The 13743-nt window shown below is 75.5% G+C and carries 16 protein-coding genes; 10 read left to right on the top strand and 6 right to left on the bottom strand.

The features are described 5' to 3' along the window. Positions 1-77: 77 nt before the first annotated feature. Positions 78-767 carry a class E sortase gene (locus INN71_RS00210; protein WP_277497463.1) on the bottom strand — a complete coding sequence of 230 codons (690 nt, stop codon included), beginning with the start codon at positions 765-767 and terminating at the stop codon, positions 78-80. A gap of 101 nt (positions 768-868) precedes the next feature. Here INN71_RS00210 and INN71_RS00205 point away from each other — a divergent pair, with 101 nt between their 5' ends. After that, positions 869-1432 (top strand): DUF5709 domain-containing protein, encoded by a 564-nt coding sequence (locus INN71_RS00205; RefSeq protein WP_277497464.1) that lies wholly within the window; start codon positions 869-871, stop codon positions 1430-1432. A 19-nt stretch (positions 1433-1451) separates the two neighbouring features. Here INN71_RS00205 and INN71_RS00200 read toward each other — a convergent pair whose 3' ends face one another. Beyond that, positions 1452-2639 (bottom strand): MFS transporter, encoded by a 1188-nt coding sequence (locus tag INN71_RS00200; protein ID WP_277497465.1) that lies wholly within the window; start codon positions 2637-2639, stop codon positions 1452-1454. A 24-nt stretch (positions 2640-2663) separates the two neighbouring features. On the opposite strand from INN71_RS00200, the gene INN71_RS00195 reads away from it, so the two are divergent. The 6 genes from INN71_RS00195 (at position 2664) to INN71_RS00170 (ending at position 7722) form a co-directional block, all read left to right on the top strand. Further along, entirely contained in the window at positions 2664-3281 is a 618-nt protein-coding gene (locus INN71_RS00195; RefSeq protein ID WP_277497466.1) for a TetR/AcrR family transcriptional regulator, read from the top strand. Between the two features lie 9 nt (positions 3282-3290). Further along, a complete protein-coding gene (locus INN71_RS00190) occupies positions 3291-3815 on the top strand; it encodes a MarR family winged helix-turn-helix transcriptional regulator (RefSeq protein WP_277497467.1) in 525 nt (174 codons plus the stop codon). A gap of 75 nt (positions 3816-3890) precedes the next feature. Next, positions 3891-4349 (top strand): pyridoxamine 5'-phosphate oxidase family protein, encoded by a 459-nt coding sequence (locus INN71_RS00185; protein ID WP_277497468.1) that lies wholly within the window; start codon positions 3891-3893, stop codon positions 4347-4349. 619 nt (positions 4350-4968) lie between these two features. Next, entirely contained in the window at positions 4969-6594 is a 1626-nt protein-coding gene (locus INN71_RS00180) for a fibronectin type III domain-containing protein (RefSeq protein WP_277497469.1), read from the top strand. 126 nt (positions 6595-6720) lie between these two features. Beyond that, positions 6721-7359 (top strand): LysE family translocator, encoded by a 639-nt coding sequence (locus INN71_RS00175; RefSeq protein ID WP_277497470.1) that lies wholly within the window; start codon positions 6721-6723, stop codon positions 7357-7359. Positions 7360-7458: 99 nt separating this feature from the next. Continuing rightward, positions 7459-7722, top strand: a complete 264-nt coding sequence (locus INN71_RS00170) for a hypothetical protein (protein ID WP_277497471.1) — start codon at positions 7459-7461, stop codon at positions 7720-7722. A 67-nt stretch (positions 7723-7789) separates the two neighbouring features. Here INN71_RS00170 and codB read toward each other — a convergent pair whose 3' ends face one another. Further along, on the bottom strand, positions 7790-9163 hold the full coding sequence (gene codB / locus INN71_RS00165) for a cytosine permease (RefSeq protein ID WP_277497472.1): 1374 nt from the start codon (positions 9161-9163) through the stop codon (positions 7790-7792). Further along, positions 9160-9624, bottom strand: a complete 465-nt coding sequence (locus tag INN71_RS00160) for a nucleoside deaminase (RefSeq protein ID WP_277497473.1) — start codon at positions 9622-9624, stop codon at positions 9160-9162. Before INN71_RS00160 ends, codB begins: the two co-directional genes overlap by 4 nt. 159 nt (positions 9625-9783) lie before the next feature. Here INN71_RS00160 and INN71_RS00155 point away from each other — a divergent pair, with 159 nt between their 5' ends. The 3 genes from INN71_RS00155 to INN71_RS00145 are packed head-to-tail and all read left to right on the top strand — an operon-like array spanning position 9784 to position 12533. Then, positions 9784-11307 (top strand): PucR family transcriptional regulator, encoded by a 1524-nt coding sequence (locus tag INN71_RS00155; RefSeq protein ID WP_277497474.1) that lies wholly within the window; start codon positions 9784-9786, stop codon positions 11305-11307. A gap of 32 nt (positions 11308-11339) precedes the next feature. After that, the gene (locus INN71_RS00150; RefSeq protein WP_277497475.1) at positions 11340-11489 is read left to right on the top strand and encodes a hypothetical protein; all 150 of its coding nucleotides are present in this window, start codon (positions 11340-11342) and stop codon (positions 11487-11489) included. A 3-nt stretch (positions 11490-11492) separates the two neighbouring features. Further along, positions 11493-12533 (top strand): phosphatidylserine decarboxylase, encoded by a 1041-nt coding sequence (locus INN71_RS00145; protein WP_277497476.1) that lies wholly within the window; start codon positions 11493-11495, stop codon positions 12531-12533. A gap of 51 nt (positions 12534-12584) precedes the next feature. Here INN71_RS00145 and INN71_RS00140 read toward each other — a convergent pair whose 3' ends face one another. Both INN71_RS00140 and INN71_RS00135 read right to left on the bottom strand, forming a co-directional pair. Next, a complete protein-coding gene (locus INN71_RS00140; protein ID WP_277497477.1) occupies positions 12585-13028 on the bottom strand; it encodes a hypothetical protein in 444 nt (147 codons plus the stop codon). Positions 13029-13093: 65 nt separating this feature from the next. Further along, positions 13094-13693 carry a hypothetical protein gene (locus INN71_RS00135; RefSeq protein WP_277497478.1) on the bottom strand — a complete coding sequence of 200 codons (600 nt, stop codon included), beginning with the start codon at positions 13691-13693 and terminating at the stop codon, positions 13094-13096. Positions 13694-13743: the final 50 nt, after the last annotated feature.

Genomic DNA, 13743 nt, shown 5'->3' with positions numbered 1-13743 from the left:
GGGTGGGACGACAGGCACCGGGTTGTGCGCCGGGGGTGAACCCGGGTGGGGAACGGTGCCGGGGGCACCGGGCGCCCTCAGCGCTCGACGGTCTCGACGAGCTCGGCGAACGCCACGAGCCGCCGGTCGGTGTGGAACAGTTCGGCGCAGGTCGTCAGCGTGAGCAGCCGGGCGCCCGGCGCCGCGACCGGCCGGGGTCCGTCCCCCGACGGGTCGACGGGGCGCGGGTCGACGACCCAGGTGTCGGTGAACGACACCTCGAGGTCGTCGCCGCCGGTCGTCAGCCGGTAGGTGTGGGTGGCGGCGCGGGTCTCGACGACGACGAGGTCGCCCACCTGCAGCTCGGCCATGCGGCGCAGCGGCTCGCCGTGCGTCACCCGGTGCCCGGCGAGGGCGACGTTCCCGACCTCCCCGGGCGCCGCCGAGCCGGCGAAGTGCCCGAGACCCGAGGCCAGCGCGGTGTCGCTGGTGCCCTCCAGCACGGGTACGGCGTACTCCTCGCCGAAGCGCGGCACGCGCACGACCGCCGTGACCTCCCCGGCGTCGACGCGTGCGGAGTCACGGCCGTCGTCCCAGGCGCGCTCGAGAGCGGTGACCGCCTCGTCGTGGCGGCGCTCCGCGACGACGTTCGTCCCCCACAGCTGCCAGGCCAGGTGGGCGAGGACGCCGAGCCCGAGCGCGACCAGCAGGAGGCCCACCCGGGTGGACCAGCGACGACCGGGCGCGCGGCCGGGCACGCGGCCGGGCACGGGTGACGAGGGGCTCACGCCGGCGATCCTCCGTCCTCGGGGTGTCCGTCACACGGCCCCGCTCCGCTGCCCGCTCCCCCGCGGGGTACCGGCACGGACCCGAGCGAGACGGAGGAACCATGAGCCAGGACGGCGTGGCGAGCGAGATCGGCACCGACCCCGGCGTCGACGTGTCCGGTGACACGACCGACGACGAGAACTACCACGGCTACAGCGTCGACGACGAGACGCAGCCGCAGAGCACGGGGGACAGCCTGGTCGACGACGACCGCGGGCTCGTCGACCCGCTGGACGAGGGCTACTCGCCGCCCGAGAAGTGGTCGGCCGGCCAGCGCTACGGCAACACCCCGCTCGAGGAGAGCCTGGGCGAGTCGCTCGACCAGCGCCTCGAGCAGGAGGAGCCCGAGCCGGACCCGTACGAGGAGGCCGAGCGGGCCGACGCGGCGGGCGACCTGGCCACGCTGGTGAGCGAGGAGCCGACGGCGGAGGACCAGGCCGCGCAGGGCACGGAGACCCGCGAGGTCGGCGACCCCCGGTCCGGGCGCCTCGTGGCCCCCGACGAGGGCGTGCGCACCGACACCGAGAAGGACCTCGTCGCGAGCGACGTCGGCATCGACGGCGCCGCCGCCGGGGCCGAGGAGGCCGCGGTCCACGTCGTCGACGAGGACGACCTCCCGGCGTGAGCCGCCGCGCGGGCGCGGGTCAACCCCTGGCCCGGCGCCCGCGCAACCCGGCCGCTGCGGCGAGTGCCGCCGTACCGGCCGCCACGCGGAAGCCGACGGCGAGGTCGGTGCGTGCGCCGATCTCGCCGACCACGGCCGACCCGACGGCCTGACCGAGCACGAGGGTGACGAAGAGCAGCGCGGTGCCCGCCGCCGCCCGCTCCGGGCGCACCTCGGCGGCCCACGCGATGAGCGCGGACGTCGCCGCCACGAACCCCCAGCCGAAGACGGCGCAGGCCGCCACCGCGAGCGGCAGCCTCCCGGCGGCGACCCCCAGCACGAGCAGCACGAGCGCGACGGCCAGCACCGTCGCGCGCCACGCGACCTGTGGCCGGAGGGCGCCGAGGACGCCGGCGGTGAGGACGGTGGCCGCGCCCCCGACCCCGACGGCGATCCAGCCCACCGTCGAGCCGGTCGGCCCCGCGCCCTCGTCGACGAGCAGCGTGCGTCCGTAGGTCCACACCGCGGCCGACGCCGCTCCCAGGCCGAGCGCGCCCGCCGCCGGGGCGGCCAGCGCGACCACGAGACCCCGTCCTGCTCGACCCCGACCCTCCGCCTGCCCACGGCGCTCGGGCCGGTCGGCCCCCACCCCGTACGCCGCGCCGCGGCCGGCCGCGAGCAGCACGCCCGCGCCGGCCAGCAGCGTCAGCCCGGCGCTGACGGCGAAGCCGAGGCGCCAGTCCGGCAGGAGCAGCAGCGCGAGCAGGCCGGCCGCGACGAGCCCCGGCCCGGTGCCGGAGTTGACCACCGCCTGGGCCCGCGCGCGGCCCTCGGCCGGGACGACCCGGTCGACGAGGCCGACGAGCCCCGGCGAGGCGAGGCCGGCGCCGGCGGACCCGAGGACCGCCAGCGCCGCGAACCAGGCGCGGTCGGGGGCCAGCGCCATGCCGGCCGAGCCCACCGCGCCCGTCGCGAGCGCGCCGACGACGACGAGCCGGGGTGCCCGGTCGGCCCCCAGCCCGAGGAGCGCGCCGACGCAGTAGGACAGCGACGCCGCCGACGAGGTCCAGCCGGCGAGCCGCGGGTCGAGGTCGAGCGAGGCCGCGACGTCGGGGAGGAACAGCCCGTAGGCCAGCCGCACGAGACCGTAGGTCGCCGCCACGAGGCACGTCCCGGTCACGACGAGGGCCATCGGACGGGGCTCGACAAACGATAACGTGCGTTTCATTCTCCCGAGTCTAGGGTGGAGGGCGTGGCCACCCGCGCGAGCACCGAGAAGAAGCTCCTCGACGCGGCCGAGCACCTCCTCTTCACCCGCGGCATCGCGGCCACGCCCGTCGACGAGGTGCTCGCGCTCGCCGGGGTGTCCCCCGCGACCCTCTACCGCGCCTACGGCAGCAAGGACGGCCTGCTCGCCGCGGCCCTGGAGCGTCGTCACGACGAGTGGGTCGCCACCTGGGAGGCCGCCGTCGCCGCCGCGACGACCGACACCGACCGGCTGCTCGCGGTCTTCGACGCGCTCGACACCTTCCGCACCCGGCCGGGCGCCGCGCGCTGGTGCGCGTTCCTCGGCACCGCGGCGGAGTACGTCGACCCTCCCCCGCCACTGGCCGTCGCCGTCGCGCGGGACACGACCACACTGCGCGCGACGCTGCGGCGGCTCGCCGTACCGGTCGTCGGCGAGGCGGGGGCCGACGCGCTGGCAGAGGCCCTGCTGCTGGTGGTGTCCGGGGAGCTCGCGATGCGGCTGCGCGACACGGCCCACGAGGGCGACGGGGGCGACGGGGGCGACGGGGGCGGGACCCCGTCGGTACGACGCGACGCACGCGCCGTCGCGGCGGCACTCGTGGATCATTGCAGAGTCAAGTAACCTGTCTTGGTGACCACGGACCATCCCGGCGACCCCACGGGCGACCGCGCGGAGGAGCACCCCGTCCCGCTCTCGCCGGACGAGGAGGCCTTCATGCGGGCCTTCGCGCGCGCCTCGGCGGTCGTCACCCGCTCGTTCGACGCCGATCTCGTGCGGGAGGAGGGGCTGGCGCTGACCGACTACTTCACCCTGATGCACCTGTCGGAGGCCGACGGTCGGACGCTGCGCATGGGCGACCTGGCCCTGGCGGCCAACCTGTCGCTGAGCGGGATGACCCGGGTCGTGCAGCGGCTCGAGCGCGAGGGCTGGGTGGAGCGGCGCCGTGCCACCGACGACGGGCGCGGCGCCACCGCGGTGCTGACGGACGCCGGGCTGGAGCGGCTGCGCCAGGCGTGGCCGGCCCACCTCGCGAGCGTGCGGCACCACCTGATCGAGCAGGTCGACGGATTCGACCTGCAGCAGCTGGTCCGCGCGCTCGACCGCATCGCCCCCGACCCGCGGGCGTGCACCCGCAGCGACCCCGGACCCTGCTGACCCGCCGGGCGCTACCGCCCCCGGCGCTAGCCTGACGAGGGCGGTCCGCCGCCGCCCGTGACGGGAGGAGCAGGCATGGACTCGACGGACCAGCGCAGCACGGACCCGGGCACGACCGACAGGTCCGCCGCGGAGGGCACGTCGCAGGAGCTGAGCACCGAGCGGTGTTACGAGCTCCTCGCGACCACGACCGTCGGACGGGTCGCGTTCCTCGGCCCCGACGGGATCGTGCTGCTGCCGGTCAACTACCGCGTCGTGGAGGGCGCGATCTTCCTGCGCACCTCCCCCGAGAGCGCCCTGGCCGCCCTGGCCGACCACGACGGCGAGGTCGTCTTCGAGGCCGACCACCACGCGCAGCTCGCGCGCGACGGCTGGAGCGTCGTGGTGCGGGGCACCAGCGGCCTCGTCGACGACGAGCAGCTGCTGGCCGCCGAGGCGTTGCACCGACTCGTGCCGTGGCCCGGCGGTCCGAGGTCGTGGACGCTGCGCATCCAGCCGCACCAGGTCACCGGCCGGCACGTGCACCACGCCTGAGGGGTACGGCGGCCCGTACCGGTGGTCGAGGTGGCCGCGCCAGCGGCCTAGAGCGGTGGTCGAGGTGGCCGCGCCAGCGGCCCGTACCGGTGGTTGAGGTGGCCGCGCCAGCGGCCCTCGAAACCACCCCGCCCGCCGATGGCCCTGTGGTTTCGAGGGGTTGCCAGAGCAACCCACCTCAACCACCGGGGACGGTGGTCGAGGTGGCCGCGCCAGCGGCCCTCGAAACCACCCCACCCGCCGATGACCGCGTGGTTTCGAGGGGTTGCCAGAGCAACCCACCTCAACCACCGGGGACGGTGGTCGTCTGGTTTCGAGGGGTTGCCAGACCAACCCACCTCAACCATCGGGGACGGTGGTCGTCGGGTGTCGAGGGGTTGCCAGACCGACCCACCTCGACCACCGGGAGTCGGTGGTCGAGGTAGCCGCGCCAGCGGACCCGACGACCATCCCGGACGCCGCGGGAGCGCCCGACGGTTCCCCCGACGCGCGGATCCCGCCCCCTGGTCTGGACCGCCTGCGGCCGGACCGGTCGTCGCCGCGACACCGGGGCCCGCGGGGCGCTTTACTTCGCTCGCGCGCCGGGGGGCGCGGCACCACCGACACCGGGGGACCACTCGTGACCACTCGTCCTCGGCACGCGCTGACGCGCGTCGCCGCCCTGTCCGTCTCGCTGACCGCGACGCTCGCCACCGGCGTGGCCGCGACGACCGCGATCGCGCCCGCCGCGGGGGCCGCCACCGCGGTCGTGCCGCCGCGGCCGTCGTACGTCGACTTCGACACCCTGCTCATCCCGACCGTGGAGGGCGTGCGGTACCTCGACGAGCGTGGCCGCACCCTCACCGGCGAGGTCGACGTGCCGGCGGCGGACGAGCAGGGGTATCGGCAGCTGCTCATCACCGCGGCCCCGACCCGCGGCTACGCGCTGGCCCCGCACGGGTGGGAGGAGTACGACTCCGGGACCGGCCGCGCGTCGGACCACTTCACGACCCAGCAGGGCACCGACCTGCTCACGGTGGTGAGCGACGGGTGCGCCGTCGACATCCGCAACGAGCGGGACTACCCGGTCGAGCTGGCCTACGCCGAGGGCGGCCTGCTCATCGCCCTCGCCGTGCCGCAGCAGATGCGCGAGCGTCTCGCGGCCTCCGACACCCAGCTGGCCCGCGAGGCCGGGAGCGGTGAGACCGTCGAGGTCGACGGCGAGTGGGAGTACGAGGACTACTTCGAGACCGTCCTCCTGCAGCCGGGCGGGGCGTTCACCGTCACCAGCGCCTGGACCTCGGTCGAGTTCCTCGCCCAGCACCCCGACGACGACAGCGAGCCCGCGATCGACTCCGTCGACACGTTCGAGTGCGGCGTCGGCGAGGGCACGCAGACCTCCCGGGTCGGCGTCGCCGGCTGCGAGCTGACCTTCGTGCCGCCGCACGACCGCTTCCTGCAGCTGGGGCACGTCTTCTACCGCGACGCCGACGGCGCCATGTCGCTCGACGGCGTCGAGATCACCGACTACGAGCCGATCGACCCCGACTGGTTCGACGAGTGGATGGGCGACGCCCCGGTCACGTTCGACTTCTCCGGCGTCGGCGAGGAGGGCATCGAGGTCTACTGGTCGGAGTTCTCGATCGAGGAGGACGACCACTTCGGTGACTCCCTCGAGTACCACGTCGGCAGCACCACCGTCTGCGACGGCAGCCCGGCGGCGACGCGCCCCGCGACCCCGACCACGCCCGTGGTGCGCTCCACGACGACCGGCGACGTCACCCTGACCTGGGGCCGCGTGGCCGACGGCGGCAGCCCCGTGACCGAGTACGTCGTGCACCAGACCGGCGTCGGCGGCTCCCGCTGGTTCACCGTCCCCGGTGACCTCGGGCGCGTCACGATGCGCGGCCAGGCTGCGGGCACGCACGCGTTCCGCGTCTACGCCGCGAACCGCAAGGGGAACTCGGCCGGCAGCCCGGTCGTGACCACGAACGTCGTCCGCCCGCCGGCCGCCCCGGCCCTCCCGGGCGTCCGGGTGCGCGGCGCCGACGTCACCGTCGGCTGGACCCCGCCCCGCACCGACGGCGGCTTCCCCGTGACCGGGTACGTCGTGCAGCACGGCAACACCTACGTCGCCGTCCCGGCCTCCACGCGCGAGCTGACCTTCCGGGGCCTGGGCCGCGGGAACCACTACTTCCGCGTGTACGCCGCCAACCGCCTCGGTAACTCGGCCGGCTCCCCGGTCCGCCTCGTCACCCTGCGCTGAGGCCCCGGGGCCCGGTGTCAGGGCCCGGAACCCGCTCCGCCGACGGGCGGGCGTCGCGACCCGCGGCGCCCGCCCGTTCGTCGTACCCCCCTTGTCCGTTCCCGTCGGCGGCGCGAGGGTGGGGTGATGGATCTCGGGACGATCGGCGCCTTCCTCCTCGTCGCCACGGTGGCCTACGTGACGCCGGGTCCGGACTGGTTCGTGGTGATGCGCCACGCGGCCACCTCGCGACGGGCCGGGCTCGTCGCCGCCCTCGGGGTGCAGTCGGGCCTGGTGGTGCACATGACCGCGGCGGCCGTCGGCGTGGCCGCCGTGCTGCTGGCCAGCGCGGAGGCGTTCCTCGTGCTGAAGCTGGTGGGCGCGGCGTACCTCGTCTTCCTGGGCGCCCGCGCCCTGCGCGACTCCTTCCGCCACCGGCTCGCCGAGGCGCAGGCGGACGGCGGCCCGACCCCCGCCACGTCCTCGCTCGCCGTGTGGCGCCAGTCGTTCGTCGCCAACGTCCTGAACCCCAAGGCGGCGCTGTTCTTCGTCGCCGTGCTGCCCCAGTTCCTGTCGACGTCGTCCGCGGTCGCCCCGCAGGTGCTGCTGCTGGGCACCCTCGACGTCGCGCTCGGCCTCGTGTGGTGGGCCGTCTTCGTCGCCGGGGTGCAGCGGCTGCGCTCGGCGCTCGGGGCGCGGCGCTCCCGGCTGGTGGTCGACCGCGTCTCGGGCGTCGCCCTCATCGGCCTCGGCGGACTGCTCGCCACGGTGGGCCGGCGCTCCTGACCCGGGGTTTGCCCCGCCCGGCGGCGGGGGACGTCCGGAGCGGTCACGCCCCACCCGGATCCAGCCCACGACCTACCCCACGACCCAGGAGAGCCGCCGATGTACGCCACCCCCACCCGCCCGATGACGCAGGACGAGCTCGACCGGATCTGCCGGGTGTGGGCCGACGTGGGCAGCGACGACCCGACCGACCAGTGGCTGGATCTGTGGGACGGCGGCGACGCCGACGACCACCCCGAGGAGCGGGACGCGATCATCGCGATCGCCACGGAGGTCGGCCTCGAGGCCCGGGTCGAGGACGGGGTGCTGAAGGTCCGCAAGACCCAGCAGCTGCACGACGAGATCGGCGCGCGCTGGATCTGACCCGCACGGCACGACGGCCCCGTCCCCTCGTGGGGGCGGGGCCGTCGCCGTGTGGTGCCGGTCGGGCTCAGCGCGCCGAGGTCACCGAGGTCTCCCCCGCGCCGACCGCGGTGCCGGGGCGGACCCGACCCACGACGTACGCGAGGGCGGCGGCCACGAGGATGCCGACGAGCGGCGGGATGCCGATCTCGAGGTGGTCCGAGCCCCACGCCAGGGCGCTCGCGACCACGTAGCAGGCGAGGACGGGCACGTCGTACGACGGCAGCCGCGCCCCCTCGGGCATGCCCCGGCGCCAGCGGGCGAGGTAGTCCCCGATGATGACGCCGCCCAGCGGCGGCACGAAGATGCCGAGCAGCACCAGGTAGTCGACGAGGTGCTCGTGCATGCCCGCGAGGGCCAGCACCGTGCCGATGACCGAGCCGCCGACGACGAACGGGATCTTGCTCGGCTTATCGAACATGGCGGCGCCCGCGACGCCGAAGGCGTACGCCGTGTCCGCGTTCGACTTCCACAGGTTGCCGAAGAGCAGGAACAGGCCCCAGCCGACGAGGCCCAGCTGGTAGAGCACCAGCACGAAGTCGCCCTCGCCGAAGGTCATGGCGCCGACGGCGCCGAAGAAGATCATCAGCCCGTTGCCGACGAGGAAGCCGATGCAGCAGGCGAGGACGGCGTGCCACCCGTGGCGGGCGAAGCGGGTCCAGTTCGGGGTCTGCGTGCCGGCGGACACGAACGTGCCGACCACGGTCGTCACCGCGACGGCCAGCGTCATGGAGCCGTCGGGGTCGACGTCGGCGAGCCCGGACCAGCCGCCGACCTCCTGCAGCGAGCGGTGCACGACCCAGACGGCCAGCACGAGGATGAGCGGGGTCGAGATGAGCGAGACCCAGTACATCCCGCGGTAGCCGTAGCAGGCCGTGACGCACATCAGCACGCTGGCCGCGATCATGACGGCCGCCTCGGCGGCGTAGGACTCCCACCCGAACGCCTGGGCGGTGAGGGCGCCGATCGTTCCGATGATGACGCCGTACCAGCCGATCTGCGTGCCGCCCAGCAGCAGCGAGGCGAAGCGCGAGCCCGAGGTGCCGAGCGTGTAGCGCGCCATCACCACCGTCGTCAGGCCCGTGCGCGCGCCGATCCAGCCGAGCACCGCCACGTAGGCGCCGAGGATGAGCGAGCCGAGCAGGATCACCCAGAGCAGGTCGGCCAGCGGGAACGCGTTGCCGAGCTCCGCGCCCGCCAGCATCGTGGGCGTGAAGACCGTGAAGCCCAGCAGCACGACGGCCAGCGAGAACAGCGACTTCCGGGCGTGGGCCGGGACCGGGGTGACCGGGTAGTCGTGGTCGACGACCGCGCCCTCGGCTCCGCGGGGCCCGTCGCCGGGCCCGCCACCGGGGCCGCCCGCCCCCGCCGGGCCGCCGGCGCGCACCGCCTCGGTGCTCACGCCTCCTCCCCGATGTCCTCGGCCCAGATCTCCGGCCGCTCGGCCATCATCTTCTCCATGAGGGCGCGACACTCGGCGTCGTCGACGACGTCGACCTCGACGCCGTGCGAGCGCAGCCACTCCTCCGACGCCTGGAAGCTCTCGTTCTCGCCGACGACGACGCGCGGGATGCCGTAGAGCACGATCGTGCCGGCGCACATGTAGCAGGGCGAGAGGGTCGTGTAGAGCGTGCTCTCCCGGTAGGTGCGGGCCGGCAGCCGGCCCGCGTTCTCCAGGCAGTCGGTCTCGCCGTGGCGGATGGCGCTGCCCAGCTGCACGCGGCGGTTGCGGCCGACGGCGAGCAGCTCGCCCCCGTGCACGAGGGCGGCCCCGATGGGGACGCCGCCCTCCTCCCAGCCGATCCTGGCCTGCTCGACGGCCTGGTCGAGGAACTGTCGGTCCTGGTCTCGCACGGTGCTCACCTCTCGGTCGGGTAGGGCGGCTCGCCCTTGTGGTACGGGTCACATGCTGGTGGGATGGCACGCGACGCCCAAGGGACAGGCTGTCCGCGCTGACGGCCGGTCGGGTGGACACATCGTCTCCCGAACGGAGACCGGACGTCGAGCGGGAGGTGCGTGGCGGTGGTCCCCCTGGCCGACGTGCTGGCCCTGCCGGCCTTCCGGGCGGCCCGGCCCACCGTCCTCGCGGGCGAGGTGGCGGGCGCCGAGGTGCGGTGGGTCCACTCCTCGGAGGTCTACGAGATGGGCGCCCTGCTCGAGGGCGGCGAGGTGCTGCTCACCACCGGCCTCGGGCTGCACGGACGCACCGACGCCCAGCTCGCGACGTACGTCGACCAGCTCGCCGACGCCGGGTGCGTCGCTCTCGGCCTCGAGCTGGGCCGGTCGTTCCTCGACGTCCCCGAGCCGCTCGTGCGCCGCGCGCGGGAGCGGGGGCTCGTGCTGCTCGCCTTCGGCGCGGTCGTGCCCTTCGAGCGGCACGTCGAGGACTTCCACGAGCTGGTGCTGCGGCGCCGCTCCGACCCCGACGGCGGCGGGGACGCCATCCCCCGGCGCTTCGTCGACCTCGTGCTCTCGGCCGCGGGGCTGCGGGCACTGCTCGACGAGGTGGCGCGCGCCGCCGGCTGCCAGGCCGAGGTGCACGACATGGGCGGGCGGCTGGTCGAGCGCAGCCGGATCCGCACGGTGCGCTCCCCCGACGACCGCACGACCGCGCCGGTGCTCGGGCGGCGCGGCGCCCGGGCGACGCTCGTGCTGCTCGCCCCGGCGACCCCGCTGACCCGCCGGGTCGCGGCGCAGGCGGCCGTCGCGGTGGCGCTCGAGCTGGCCCGCCACCCCGACCCCGGGCAGCACTCCTCGGCCGAGCAGGCCATGATCAGCGACCTCCACGCGGGCGTGCTCGTCTCGGCCGGCGACGTGGCCTCGCGCCTGGCGCACGCCGGGCTGCGGGTCGCCGCCGGCGACCTGGTGGCGACCACCGCGCTGGACGCCGGGCCCGACGTCGCCCCCACCGACCTGCTGGCGGCGCTGCGCGAGCACGCGCCACCCGCGCCCGCGGTGGCCGGCGTCGTGGGCACCCACGTCGTGAGCGTCACCCGGCTGCCGCCGTCGTGGGACGCGCGGACGACGCGGCGCCACCTGGCCGACGTCGCCGACGCGGTGGGCCGGCACCTGGGGTGCCCCAGCGCCGTCCTGCTCGCCGTGACCTCGCCGACCGGCGACCTGACGACCCTCGCGCCCCGCCTCGAGGAGGCCCGCGACCTCCTGCGGCTCGCCCGCCGCCACGGCAGCCCGGGCGGCGCCGTGCTCGCGCGCGACCTCGGCGTGCAGCGACTCCTCGCGTCGGTGACCAGCGCCGACGAGGTCGCGGCCTTCGTCGCCGAGCAGCTCGGCCCGCTCGTCGACGCCGACCGGTCCCACGGCTCGGCCCTCCTCCGCACCCTCGACGCCTACCTGCGCCACGCCTTGTCGAAGGCGGCGACCGCGCAGGCCCTCGGCATCCGCCGGCAGTCGCTCTACGCCCGCCTCGAGCGCGTCGAGCGCCTGCTCGGCGTGAGCCTCGACGACCCCGAGCACCGGGCGGGTCTGACGCTCGCGCTGACCGCGTGGCGCCTGCGGACCGGGCTCGACCCGCAGGCCTCGTTCTGAGCGGACGCCCCGCAGCTGGGTACCGATCGGTCGTGCCCCACCCCGACGACGTCGTCGACGCCCTGCGCGCCCTGCTCGCCGAGGACGAGGCGCTCACCGAGCGCCTGCTGGCCTCGCTCGCCCGAGCCCGCGAGCGCGGTGAGGAGGGCCTGCGGCCGGACCTGTTCGCCGCGCTCGACTAACCGGTGGACCTCGCGTCGTACGACGCCTACCTGCGCGGGTTCGTGCGCTGGATCCCCCGGCACGGCGGCGACCCCGTCTGGGCGGTGGGAGCCCCCCACGAGCAGTACTCCAAGGAGGTCGCGCACCGGCTCGCGCACTTCTACTGGCTCCTCGACCAGCCGGCGGACGACGACGACAGCGACACCGTCGGCGGCAGCCACGCGGCGTTCCGCGACTGGATGACGCGCTTCGCCCGGGAGTGGGGCGCGTTCCTCGACACCCCCGAGTCGTTCTCCGACGAGGTTCTCGGCTCCTTCCGCGAGAACGGTGAGGAGTACGCCGTCGAGGACTCCCTCATGCCCGACGGCCGGCCCAACTCCCCCAGCGGCTGGCTGACGTTCAACCAGTTCTTCGCGCGCGAGCTCAACCCCGGCCTGCGCCCGCTCGCCGGTCCGGGCGACAACCGCGTCGTCACCTGCCCCGGCGACTGCAGCTACGTGGCCACCTACGCGGTCGGCGACGACTCCGCGATCCCGGCGACCCGGGTCAAGCAGACCCACACCTACGGCAACCTGCGCCAGCTGCTGGAGGGCAGCGCGTACGCCGACGCCTTCGCGGGCGGGACGTTCGTGCACTACGTGCTGCCGCCCCCGGCCTACCACCGCTACCACCTCCCCGTGTCGGGGCGGGTGCTCGAGTCGTACGTCGTGCCCGGCCGGGTCTACGCGCAGGTCGAGCTGACCGACGGCGAGCTGCTGTCTCTCGACGACGCCGAGACGGGCTACGAGTTCAGCCAGACCCGCGGGGTCGTCGTGCTCGACACCGCCGACTCCCCCGACGGCGACGTCGGCCTGGTGGCGATCGTGCCCGTGGGCATGTCGCACGTGGCGTTGGTCAACCTCACCACCACGGAGGGCCGCCTCGTCACCAAGGGCGAGGAGTTCGGGTTCTTCCAGTTCGGCGGCTCCGACCTGATCCTGCTGTTCCAGTCCGGTGTCGACCTGGACGTCGACACCGGCGAGGAGCCCCGGCGCACGGGCACGGTCATCGCCCGCTGCGCCTGAGGAGCACGCGGCGCAGACCGCTCCCCGTCACCGCCGCAGGCCCGCCGTGGCTCAGTCCGCGTCGGCGCGCGCCCGCAGGACGCCCGCGCCGGCGAGGGCGAGCAGGCCCGCGACGGCGAGCACGCCCGCCTGGCCCAGGCGCTGCGTCCGCGCCCGGTCGCACGCGTCGCGGGCCGGGCCGACGCCGTCGGCGCCGCCCAGGCCGGGGTCGTCCTCGACCACCGGCTCACCGTCCTCGCCGAGCCGTCCGCCACCGTCCGGCCCGTCGTCGGTCTCGTCGTCGGCCGGCTCCGCGGGGCCGGCCAGCACGGACGCGCAGGCGACGGTGAACGTCTCCGTGCTGACGGCGTCGGGGCCGTCGACCTCCGCGCCGTCGACGAGACGCACCAGGGCGAGCACGAGCGCCACCAGCCCCAGGACGGCGACGAGCACGGCGACCGCCCGGCTGCGCGCGGACTCGTCGGGGCGGTACGTGACGTCGAAGTCGTCGGCCATGCCGGCGAGGATGACGCCGGCGCGACGCCGGCAAACCTGACGCGCCGCCGATCGAGCGGCACCCGTCAGGGCAGCCACCGGAGCGGTTCGAGGAACGTCATGCCGACCGGCACCGCCGTGATCGCCGCCAGTGCCGCGACGGTGAGCAGCGTCGTACGGGTCGTGCCACGCTCCCCGGTGCGTCGCCGCACCGTGACGACCGCGGCCAGGAGCAGCGCCACGCCCACGGCGACGGCGTCGGCGGCCAGCGGAGCGACGTACGGCGACCAGTCGTCGGCGGTGGCCGCGCTCGTCCCCTCCCACTGCCCGGGAGGCCATGGTCCGGGCGGCACGACACCGAGCAGCGGCACGAGCAGCGCCGCGCTCGTCAGGACGACGGGCACGGGCAGCGCGCGCACCGCCAGGACCGTGGCCACCACGACCACGGCGGCGGCCGCGAGCGCCAGGCGCGACGCGAGCGGGAGGACCGGCGTCGCCACCCAGGCGATCCAACCGGACCCGCCCTCGAGGGCGGCGACGAGCTCCTCGACCTCGGCGCGGTGCACCAGCACGCAGACCGCGTGCCCGACCGCGGCGAGCGCGACGTACAGGTAGCCCACCTGCAGCACCCGCGTCAGGTCACCGCGTCCCGTCGCCACCGCCGGGGCCGTCGTCGTCGCTGTCACCCGCCCCCCTCGCTCGCCGGTCGGGGCGACCGGCGGCGCCCATCGTGGCA

It is taken from the genome of Nocardioides sp. ChNu-153 (assembly GCF_030466625.1).
GTDB lineage: Bacteria > Actinomycetota > Actinomycetes > Propionibacteriales > Nocardioidaceae > Nocardioides.
This window is presented reverse-complemented; position numbering and strand designations above follow the sequence as displayed.